The organism is Lentzea sp. NPDC051208, from assembly GCF_040682435.1.
Classification (GTDB): domain Bacteria; phylum Actinomycetota; class Actinomycetes; order Mycobacteriales; family Pseudonocardiaceae; genus Lentzea; species Lentzea kristufekii.
The window spans coordinates 193,956-203,714 of record NZ_JBFBAW010000004.1; the positions used below are offsets into that span (position 1 = coordinate 193,956).

7 protein-coding genes and 1 pseudogene are annotated in these 9,759 nt (G+C 69.5%); 4 read left to right on the forward strand and 4 right to left on the reverse strand.

What is annotated here, in order from left to right; genetic code table 11:
* Nucleotides 1-808: 808 nt before the first annotated feature.
* The 3 genes from AB0M48_RS11220 to AB0M48_RS11230 are packed head-to-tail and all read left to right on the forward strand — an operon-like array spanning nucleotide 809 to nucleotide 3,514.
* Nucleotides 809-2,065: a glycosyltransferase 87 family protein gene (locus AB0M48_RS11220; protein WP_363839025.1), complete on the forward strand. Its 1,257-nt coding sequence runs from the start codon at nucleotides 809-811 to the stop codon at nucleotides 2,063-2,065.
* Between the two features lies 1 nt (nucleotide 2,066).
* Complete coding sequence (locus AB0M48_RS11225; protein WP_363839028.1) at nucleotides 2,067-2,600, forward strand: phosphatase PAP2 family protein; 534 nt, start codon at nucleotides 2,067-2,069, stop codon at nucleotides 2,598-2,600.
* Entirely contained in the window at nucleotides 2,597-3,514 is a 918-nt protein-coding gene (locus tag AB0M48_RS11230) for a decaprenyl-phosphate phosphoribosyltransferase (protein WP_363839032.1), read from the forward strand. Before AB0M48_RS11225 ends, AB0M48_RS11230 begins: the two co-directional genes overlap by 4 nt.
* Nucleotides 3,515-4,012: 498 nt before the next feature.
* Here AB0M48_RS11230 and AB0M48_RS11235 read toward each other — a convergent pair whose 3' ends face one another.
* From AB0M48_RS11235 to AB0M48_RS11250, 4 genes and pseudogenes are all read right to left on the reverse strand, one after another.
* Nucleotides 4,013-4,387 (reverse strand): transposase, encoded by a 375-nt coding sequence (locus AB0M48_RS11235; protein WP_363839920.1) that lies wholly within the window; start codon nucleotides 4,385-4,387, stop codon nucleotides 4,013-4,015.
* A 180-nt stretch (nucleotides 4,388-4,567) separates the two neighbouring features.
* Complete coding sequence (locus tag AB0M48_RS11240) at nucleotides 4,568-5,323, reverse strand: decaprenylphospho-beta-D-erythro-pentofuranosid-2-ulose 2-reductase (protein WP_363839036.1); 756 nt, start codon at nucleotides 5,321-5,323, stop codon at nucleotides 4,568-4,570.
* Nucleotides 5,320-6,693, reverse strand: a complete 1,374-nt coding sequence (locus AB0M48_RS11245; protein WP_363839039.1) for an FAD-binding oxidoreductase — start codon at nucleotides 6,691-6,693, stop codon at nucleotides 5,320-5,322. Before AB0M48_RS11245 ends, AB0M48_RS11240 begins: the two co-directional genes overlap by 4 nt.
* Before the next feature lie 741 nt (nucleotides 6,694-7,434).
* Nucleotides 7,435-8,263: pseudogene (locus AB0M48_RS11250) on the reverse strand (GNAT family N-acetyltransferase).
* Between the two features lie 98 nt (nucleotides 8,264-8,361).
* Here AB0M48_RS11250 and AB0M48_RS11255 point away from each other — a divergent pair.
* A complete protein-coding gene (locus AB0M48_RS11255) occupies nucleotides 8,362-9,693 on the forward strand; it encodes an NAD(P)-binding domain-containing protein (protein WP_363839042.1) in 1,332 nt (443 codons plus the stop codon).
* Nucleotides 9,694-9,759 lie beyond the last annotated feature (66 nt).

Genomic DNA, 9,759 nt, shown 5'->3' on the forward strand with positions numbered 1-9,759 from the left:
ACGTTAGGGTAGTATTGAGGGAGGGTTGAGGTGCTTGCAACGGTGTGGGCTCCGGCGCCGCGGGCCATCCTGAGCTTGCCCGCGTTGTGGAACTGCTTGCTCTCCAGTCCCATGCGTTGAGCGGACTTGCGGAGTGGCCCGAGGGCGAAGGCTCCACCGAGGCGGTCAACGGCGTGGTGGTCGACTACGCGTGGCCAACTGGACGCAGACGCTGAACCTGCGGGCGCAGACCTGGGCGTGCCGACGTGGCTGAAGCCGATCGCCGAACTGGTGTCCGGCTGGCACGCCGGCGTCGGCTTCGACCGGTTCGACCTGGTCCGCAGCCCGCCTCCGCTCAAGCCGCCGACGCTGCTGTTCCACGGCAGTACGTGGAGATCTCGGCGCCAACCACACTTCGGGATGGAATGCGGTACGTGGCGGGACGCGCTCGCCGACTTCTCTGAGGCAACAGGCGAAAGGGTTGACTTGCGGTCTCGGTGTGGTTGTGGCCCCGACGGGCGCGCAAATCTACTCTCTCGTTACTGTTGTTTATCGGGCGCGCTGGTTCGTGGGCGCTGTCTCCGAAGGTATGGCAGGTCGAGACATCGCCCGGCCCGCGACGCATTGCGTGGCTCACTGGTAGGTCCGTGTCAGTCCCTGCGCGTCACTTACAGAGGAAGAAGGATTTCGCCGATGGGGGAACAATGTCTCGCCTAGGTCCCGTGATGTCCGAGGAGGGCAACGAGGCTGGTTTTCGCCCCGTTTCTCCTGCCAGGAACGGGAGCGCTGGCCTCGTCTGGTCGCTGCGGCCTCCGCAGGTGATGAGGCCTTGACGGGGCGTGTCGCGCACGACCGTCGAGCGGCTGTCGTGGCCTCGGTGCGGGCACTCCTGCTCGCCCGGACGACCCTTGTGTGGTTCGGTGTGCCCGCCGTCGTCCTTGCGGTGGGGTTGCTGTACGCGCACACCTACGACAAGCACATCGACCTCGATGTCTACCGGGCCGGCGTCACGGCGTGGTGGCAGGGCGGTGACCCCTACGGGCCGTTGCCAGTGCCCCTGCCGTTCATTTACCCACCGTTCGCCGCGCTGGTCCTCGCTCCGTTCGTCGTGCTCCCGTGGTCGGTGGCGGTTGGAGCGCTGGTAGGGACGTCGGTCCTGGCACTGGGCGCCACGCTGTACGTGACCGCGCGACGGTTGTGGCCGGCCGGCGGCACGAGGGCCGCGCTTACCGTGGTATCGCTCACCCTGCCGCCGGCACTGCTGTTGGAGCCCGTGCTGGGGACCTTCCGGTTCGGCCAGGTCAACCTCGTGTTGATGGCGCTGGTCGCCGTTGACTGTCTCAGCCCACGGTCTCGCTGGCCACGCGGCCTGCTGGTCGGGGTGGCTGCGGCGATCAAGCTGACCCCGGCGGCGTTCCTGCTGTTCTTCATCGTCCGTGGCGACTACCGCGCGGCGATCACCGCCGTCGTGAGCGGAGTGGGCGCCACACTGCTGGGCTTCCTCGTCGCGCCCGCGGCCTCTGCTCGCTTCTGGTTCGGGGGCCTGCCAACGTCGGGCATCAGCGGCTCGCCCTTCCATACCAACCAGTCGATCCAGGGGATGTTGGCGCGGTTCGACCTTCCGGTCTCGGCGTCCAAGGCACTGTGGGCGGTGGCGACGGTGCTGCTGATCTTGCTCGCCGTGCCGCTCATCCGCCGGGCCGAGGCCAGCCTCGCCCTGGTGGTGACCGCACTGGTCGCGGTGCTGATCTCCCCGACCTCCTGGTCGCATCACTGGGTCTGGGTCGCACCCGCGATGTTGGTGATGGAGACCTATGCGCTGCACCTCCGTAGCGCGCGGTGGGCGGTGGTGACCGCGGCGAGTGCGGTGGGCCTCCTCATCGCGCCGCACAGCCTGTTGCCTGGTGGAGATCGGCGCGAGCTGAGCTGGACCGCGGCGCAGCATCTGCTCGGCAACAGCTACGTCCTGGCCGCCGTCGGCGGTCTTCTCCTGCTGTTCGTGGTGTCCAGGCCTGGGAGCCGCTGGCTGCTCCCGCCCGGCAGACCACCACGCAGCCCGGAACAACGACTCGCGGAGGTCTCCTGAGATGCTCGGACGTCACGAGACGGCGGTGCTGTGCGCGGTCCAGCGGAGAGCGAGTCGCTCCCCGGCCGTCGTACAGGGCGCCCGTGCACTGTCGCTGTTCGGTGAGCACGCCGCGGGTTGGCTGGCTCTGGCGCTGGTGGCGAGCGTCGTCGGCGACCGGTCACGGCGCCGTTCCTGGCTGCTGCGCGCGGGCGGGGTCGCCGCCGCCCACGGGCTGTCCATTGTGGTCAAGCGTGTTGTGCGGCGGCAGCGCCCCAGCGACCCGCGTGTGCGCGTTCTGGCGAGCACGCCGAGCCGGCTGAGCTTCCCGTCGGCGCACGCCGCCTCCACGACCGCGGCGGCTGTGCTTTTCGCCGGAAGCAGGGCCGGTCGGCTCGCCGTCGCGGTACTGCCCCCGATGTTGCTCAGCCGCCTGGTCCTCGGCGTGCACTATCCCAGCGACCTCGTGGCCGGCTCCGTGCTGGGCGCGGCGGTGGGCGCCGGTTTCCGGCGCCGGCTGCGAGCCGACCGGGCGGACGGCGGAGGGCATCGATGACTGCAACGGAAACCGTCGCCCCGCCAGATTCCCGCACGTCCCCCCTGCACATCACCGGCAGCCTGTTCGCGGCGCTGCGTCCCCGGCAGTGGACGAAGAACGTGTTGGTACTGGCCGCGCCGTTTGCCGCCGGTGAGCTGGGGAGCGTTCCAGTGCTGACGCAGTCGGCCGTCGCGTTCCTCGCGTTCGCGCTGGCGGCGTCCGGCATCTACCTCGTCAACGACATCCGGGACCGCGAGGCGGACCGGCAGCACCCGGTCAAGCGCGACCGGCCGATCGCCGCCGGTCGCGTGCCGGTCTGGCTGGCGGCGACCACGGCTGTCGTCCTCCTCTGTGCCGCGCTGGGCACGGCCGCCTGGGTGGCCCTGCCGCTGGTTGGCGTCCTGGCCGTCTACGAGGCGGTGCAGCTTGCCTACTGCTTCGGGCTCAAGCACCAGCCCGTGATCGAGATGGGCATCGTCGCCTCCGGCTTCCTTCTCCGCGCCATCGCCGGTGGTGCCGCGACCGGGATCGCCCTGTCTCACTGGTTCCTGCTGGTCAGCGGGTTCGGCTCATTGTTCGTGGTGGCGGGCAAGCGGTACGCGGAGGTGGTGCTGGTGGCCGACACAGGACGGGAGGTGCGCCGCGTACTCGACGCCTACACCCACTCCTACCTGCGGTTCGTGTGGATCACCGCTGCGTCGGTGATGATGAGTTCCTATGCGCTGTGGGCGTTCGACATTCACGAGGTTTCCGACTCGCGGCTGTCGGTCCTCTCAGTGGTTCCCTTCGTGCTGGCCGTGTTCTGCTATGGCCTGGACGTGGACCGGGGTCGGGCGGGGGCGCCGGAGGACGCGATCCTTGTCGACCGCACGCTCCAGGTCCTGGGGCTGCTCTGGGTGGGATGCCTGGGAGCCGCCCTATACCTCCACTGATCCTGCCCAGGACGGCGGGGGACCGGCAGCGCCATCGCGGCGCCAGGACGGCCCCCGCGGAAGACGACTCGGCTTGGTCTTTGATCCGTTCGGCATGGTTTGGGTTTGGTACCTGTCTTGTGGCGCGTGGGGCGTTGGCAGGCCTCGCCGGCAGCGAGGACGCGTCCGACGTGGTGGCGTGGAGCCCCGAGCTGGTTCAAGGCGCCGGGTGGCCATCCGGGGCCTGGGTGCGAGGATTTCGGTGCGCCGGCTTGGGGAGGCGTTCTTCGTGCGGATGTTGCGAAACCCGCGTCGGGCGCGTGCGGAGTGAGATCCTCTGGCCACCCGGCCGCCCGCAGATGGCGGTAGTCCAGGACAAACGCAAGCGTCTACTGATCACGCTACTCGCCACCAACTGGGCGGCAGCCGGGGCATAAGAGCGCTCTGACCTGCTTCGGCGGACCATCGCCGATCTCCGACGAGTTGTGGATCAGCGCGAGAGGACGAGCGAGACCAGTGTCATCCCGGCCACCGGTTCGCCGTGACACCCTGATCCTTCAACCTCGGGTAGCGGTCGGCATGGGCGCACCCGGATCGCGTCCAGCAGTGCGGTCGGTCTTCAGCGCGGCCACGATCCAGTAGGGCCAGTCGGGGATCATCAGGTGCTGGCCTTTTGTCGCGGCCGTAGGTGTGGCAGAACGATCGCTCTGGTGAAGTGTTGGCGTCCGGGCGCCGCCACGGCGACACGTCCACTGCTGGCACGATGCGGTCGTCAGTTGCCCTGAGTAACCGTTGTGCGGCAACAAGATTCCGCAGGCGTGCGAGGTCGGCCCGCCAGCGAGCGGACCGGGCCTTCGGTACACAGCACCGCGTCGGCCAGCTCGAACAACGCATCCGCCGCGTGGTCAGACACTCGCAGAACACCTGGCTGAATCCGGCCGACCCGCCGAGCACCGTCTCCCGATCGGGATCGCGCACGGTGATCACCGCAGCCCTTGTGTCGATCTCGTGCTGTCGCAAGACGAATGATCAACCAAGGTTCGCGTCAACCCACGCGGAGGTCAAGAATCAAGCTCAGACGGGCAGCCGCCGGAACAACGCCCGCGGCACGTGCCGCAACGCCGACATGACGAACCGCAGCGGTCCAGGCACCCAGACGAGCTCCTTGCCCCGGCTCAGCCCCTGCGCCACCGCGGTCGCCACCTCCTCCGGTGTCACCGAAAGCGGTGCCGGGCGCATGCCCTCGGTCATGCGGGTGCGCACGAAACCGGGCCGAACCACAAGAACGCGAACCCCGTGGGGTTGAAGGGCCTCGCCAAGCCCCAGGAAGAAGCCGTCCATGCCCGCCTTGCTGGAGCCGTAGCCGAAGTTCGACCGACGGACACGCTCACCCGCCACCGAGGACAGCGCCACGATCGCGCCGTGCCCCTGCTCGCGCATCCGTTGCGCCAGCAGCACACCCAGGATCACGGGGGCGACGTAGTTGACCTCCGCCAGCTCCCGGGCGAGCGCGACGTCCTGCCACGCCTGCTCCTGGTCGCCCAGCACGCCCAGTGCGACGACGGCGAGGTCGATGTCCCCCTCGGCAAACGCCTTGCCGATCACGGTGGCGTGGCTGTCCGGGTCACGGGCCTCGAACGGGACACAGTGGACGGTGCAGCCTAGCGTCGACAGCCGCTCGACCGCGGCATCCAGCCGCGCCGACGGGCGGGCCGCCAGGACGACGCGGAGCGGCCGCTGTCGGGCGTGGTGCTCGACCACGGCCAAGCCGATCTCGGAGGTGCCTCCGAGGAGGAGGACGGAGTGCGGGTTTCCCACTGAATCGATCACAGCATCAGCCTTCGTGACAGGTCGGAGGTGAAGACACCGTCGGGGTCGACGGCGCGACGCACGGCCAGCCACTCGTCGAGGCGCGGGTACATCCGCCGCACCATCGCCGGGCTCAGCCGAGAGTCCTTCGCGAGGTAGAGGCGGCCACCGGCCCCGGCCACCTGATCGTCCAGCTCGTCGAGCAACCGGCCCAGCCCGTCGGCGACCGGAATGTCCACGGCGAGCGTCCAGCCGGGAGTCGGAAACGACAGCGGGGCCGGGTTGCCGGCGCCGAACCGCTTGAGGACGTTGAGGAAAGAGACATACGGCGACGCGCAGAGGCGCTCGACGCACTGGCGCAGTGTCTCCTCGGCGCCGAACGGCACCACGAACTGGTACTGCAGGAAGCCACGCGACCCATAGACCCGGTTCCAGTCGCGGACGGCGTCCAACGGGTGGAAGAACTGGGCGATGCTCTGCACCTCGCCACGCCGTTCCCGGGGCGCCTTCCGGAACCACAGCTCGTTGAAGGCCGTGATGGAGAACCGGTTGAGTAGTCCGTTGGGAACGACCGGTGGGGCACTGACCAGCTCCTTCGCGTCGAACGCGAATGGTGCGCGCCGCAGTCGCTGGGGCAGCTGGTCGCGGGTGGCGGACCAGCCCCGGGTCAGCACGGCGCGGCCCATCCTGGCGCCGGTGGTCGTCGTGTCGAACCAGGCGACCGAGTAGGTGTAGCGGTCGTCGTCGGCCGCCAGCCGGGTCATGAGGTCGTCGAGGTTGTCGGCACGCTCGGTGTCCACCACGCAGTAGGCGGTCTCCACTGCGCTCATCCGGATACGGGCGCGCAGCACGATGCCGGTCAGGCCCATCCCGCCGATCGTCGCCCAGAACAGCTCCGGGTCCTGGCCGGGGCCGACCGTCCGCACGGTGCCGTCGGCGCAGAGCAGATCCAGCGACTCGACGTGGTTGCCGAAGCTGCCCGCCACGTGGTGGTTCTTGCCGTGGATGTCGGCGGCGATTGCCCCGCCCACGGTCACCTGCCGGGTACCGGGGGTCACGGGCACGAACAGGCCGAGTGGGAGAAGCTGCCGCATGAGGGCGTCCAGGCTCACGCCCGCGTCGACATCCACCATGCGGGTATCTGGGTCGACCGAGTGCACGGTGTCGAGCCGCCGCAGGTCAAGGACCAGCCCGCCCGCATTCTGTGCGGCGTCGCCGTAGCTCCGGCCCAGCCCGCGCGCGAGGACGCCCCGCCGCGTCCTGCCGCGCACCGCCGCGATGACCCCGTCGACCTGGTCCGGTGCGAGGACGCGCGCCGTGGTCGGCGCCGTCCGGCCCCAGCCCGCAAGGCTTCGCACGACACCGTCGTTGGTCGCCTGCACCCCAGTCACCTGTCCCACTTTCCGACATAGGAGAAGCACGTGGTTCCGTCCGTGTTCTCCGTGGCTCTCCGCGTGTTTCCGGTCGCTTGTCCGAGCAGTGGCGGAACGAGTCGTCGCACGCGTTCGATTCCGCGGATGCTTGCCCCGCGGCGATCCAGCACCGGCGCTCCCTTCGGTACCGCACGTTCGTCGATGAAGTGGGCGCGGCGTCGGACCATGCCGGGCGCACTTCTCGTCGACAGGCGGTCAACGACCGGCGTGGCGGATCGGTCACACGGATACTACCGTGACGTAAGAGTAGAGCTGCCGGAGGTCCCATCGCCGCGACCTCATCAGCTGGCAGACTGGTGGTGAAGTCAGCTCCCCGCCTTCATGGGTTGATCGAAGGCAGTCCCGCAGTTGCTCGGCTCGAGAGGGAACATCCGAGGTCGGGACGGGTCCGAGCGACCCGTCCCCAGGCCCGCTATTCAGGCGCGGATAGGCCGAACGATAACCGAGCCCGGATCTTCCGCAGACAACACGCCTGGTCCGTGCCAAGCCGACGACACCACGGCAACACCATGTCAAGCCGTGACGGGCTCTCGGGCAAGGCACTCCCGCAGGGCCACGCTCAGGTGATCGTTGATCAGCTCAGCGAGAGCTGCTCTCATTGGCCGCCGCGGCCGATGATGGTGGCGTCGTGGCTGTTCATGGGCACCTCGAAGTAGCCGTCGCCGAGCACGCGGCGACGGATGAGTGGTCAAATGGGTGCTAGTTGGCGGTTCGGCGTTCGAGAAAGACGGTGTCGCGCCATACGCCGTGGTGTTGTGCGATGCGTTCGCGGACGCCGAGGGTGCGGAAGCCCGCGGAGTGGTGCAGGGCGAGGCTGGCGCGGTTCTCGGGGAAGATCGAGGTCTGCAACGTCCACAGACCGGCGGTGTCGGCTGCGGTGACCTGTTTGTGCAGCAGGGTTTTGCCGACGCCTCGGCCGCGGAAGCCGGCTCCCACGTAGACGGATGTCTCTGCCACGCCGGTGTAGCAGCCCCTTGCGGACACTGGTGTCGCTGCTGCCCAGCCGGCGACCTCGCCGTCGATCTCGGCGATCCAGCGGTGCTCGGGGCAGCCACTTGGTGTCGAGCGTCCTGCGTTGGGGGACTTCGGTTTCGAACGTCGCGTCTCCGGTGGCGACGCCTTCGGCGTAGATGCGGCGGACGGCGGCCCAGTCATCGGCGCGCATCGCACGGACCGTCACGTCGAGCGACAGATTCTCCGGGCAGCAGGGGCGGGGTGCGAGCATGCCCATGACGATGTCGGCAGCGTGTGGCAGGCCGGTGCAGCAGGACGGGTTCACGCTCACGTGCGTGGCAGTGCCCTCCTTGTGTAGCCGCAGAAAGCCGACTTCGGTCAGTTTGCGCACGTGGTGCGAGCAGGCTGATGCCCAGCATGTCGGTCAGCTCGCCGACGGTCATCGCGCGGCCGGGGGTCGCCACCGTGTGCAACAGCCGTCGCGGATCGGTTCGGCAAGGCACGCGAACCAGTCCGCGTAGGTCGCAGCGTCCTCCGCGGCCAGCACGGCCGGTGAGGCCGCTGTCGTCGTCATGCCGCAAATATCGACACAGATCGATGGTTGCGTCAATCGATGGCGGTCGATAGAGTCCCTGGTATTGATTCGAAGTACGTCGATACAAGGGGTGTGTCGTGAACGAGTTGCCAGTCGTCGTGGTAGGTGCCGGGCCTGCGGGTTTGTCGGCGGCAGCGCACCTGGTCGAGCGGGGCGAGCAGGTGCTCGTGCTGGAAGCCGGGGGTCGGGCCGGTGCCGCTGTGTCGCAGTGGAGCCACGTCCGGTTGTTCTCCCGGTGGAGCGAGCTGGTCGACCCGGCTGCCGAGCGGCTGCTGGCGCCGACCGGCTGGGTGCATCCGGACGGTGCCACGTACCCGACCGGTGCGGAGTGGGCCGAGTCGTACCTGCGGCCGCTGGCCGAAGTGCTCGGCGACCGGGTGCGGCTCGGTGCACGGGTCGTCGGCGTCGCGCGGCGTGGCCGCGACCGGGTGGTCGACGCCGGTCGTGAGGACGAGCCGCTGACGGTGCACGTGCGGACCGCCGACGGTGAGGAGCGGATCGCGGCGCGAGCGGTGATCGACGCGTCCGGCACGTGGGGATCGCCTAACCCGCTGGGCGGTGACGGCCTGCCTGCGGCAGGGGAGGAGGCAGCGGCAGCGCGGATCAACTACCGCGTGCCGGACCTCGGGGCCGAACGGGCGCGGTACGCGGGCAAGCGGATCGCGATCGCGGGAAGCGGGCACTCGGCGCTGACCGCGTTGGTGGCGCTGGGGGAGCTGGCCGAGCGGGAACCTGGCACGAAGGTCGTGTGGCTGCTGCGACGAGGAGCGGTCGGCAACGCCTTCGGGGGTGGCGAAGCGGACCAGCTGCCGGCGCGCGGCGCGCTGGGGCTGCGGGCGAAGAAGGCCGCCGAGGCCGGTCACATCGAGACGGTCACGGGGTTCCGCACGGCATCGGTCGAACGGGCGGCGGACGGCAGCCTGACCCTGGAGTCGTTCGACGGCCACCAGGTCGAGGGCATCGACGAGGTCGTGGTGCTGACCGGATTCCGGCCGGACCTGTCGTGGCTGTCGGAGATCCGGCTCGACCTCGACCCGGTGCTGCAGGCGCCGGCGAAGCTCGCGCCGCTGATCGACCCGAACGTCCACTCGTGCGGCACCGTCTACCCGCACGGGGAAGCCGAGCTGCGCCACCCCGAACCGGGCGTCTACCTGGTCGGCATGAAGAGCTACGGACGCGCGCCGACGTTCCTGTCGCTGACCGGCTACGAGCAGGCGCGATCAGTCGTGGCGGCGATCGCGGGTGACCACGAGTCGGCGGGACGGGTGGAGCTCGTGCTGCCCGAAACCGGGGTGTGCGGCGGTGCCGGCGTGTTCGACGCACCCGCGGAGCAGAAGAACAGCGGTGGATGCTGCAGTGCGCCCGAGACGGTCGACGTGACGATCGGGCTCGCTGCCAGTGCACGCTGAAGCACCGGCGCGGGGGGGGGGCGGGGCGCCGGCCCCCCCGCCCCGGGGGGGGGGGTGTTGCAACCA

Coding starts and splice junctions, on each gene's coding strand:
- AB0M48_RS11230 (WP_363839032.1), top strand. CDS start 2,597: ATGACTGCAACGGAAACCGTCGCCCCGCCAGATTCCCGCACGTCCCCC.
- AB0M48_RS11235 (WP_363839920.1), bottom strand. CDS start 4,387: ATGCGTTGTTCGAGCTGGCCGACGCGGTGCTGTGTACCGAAGGCCCGG.
- AB0M48_RS11225 (WP_363839028.1), top strand. CDS start 2,067: ATGCTCGGACGTCACGAGACGGCGGTGCTGTGCGCGGTCCAGCGGAGA.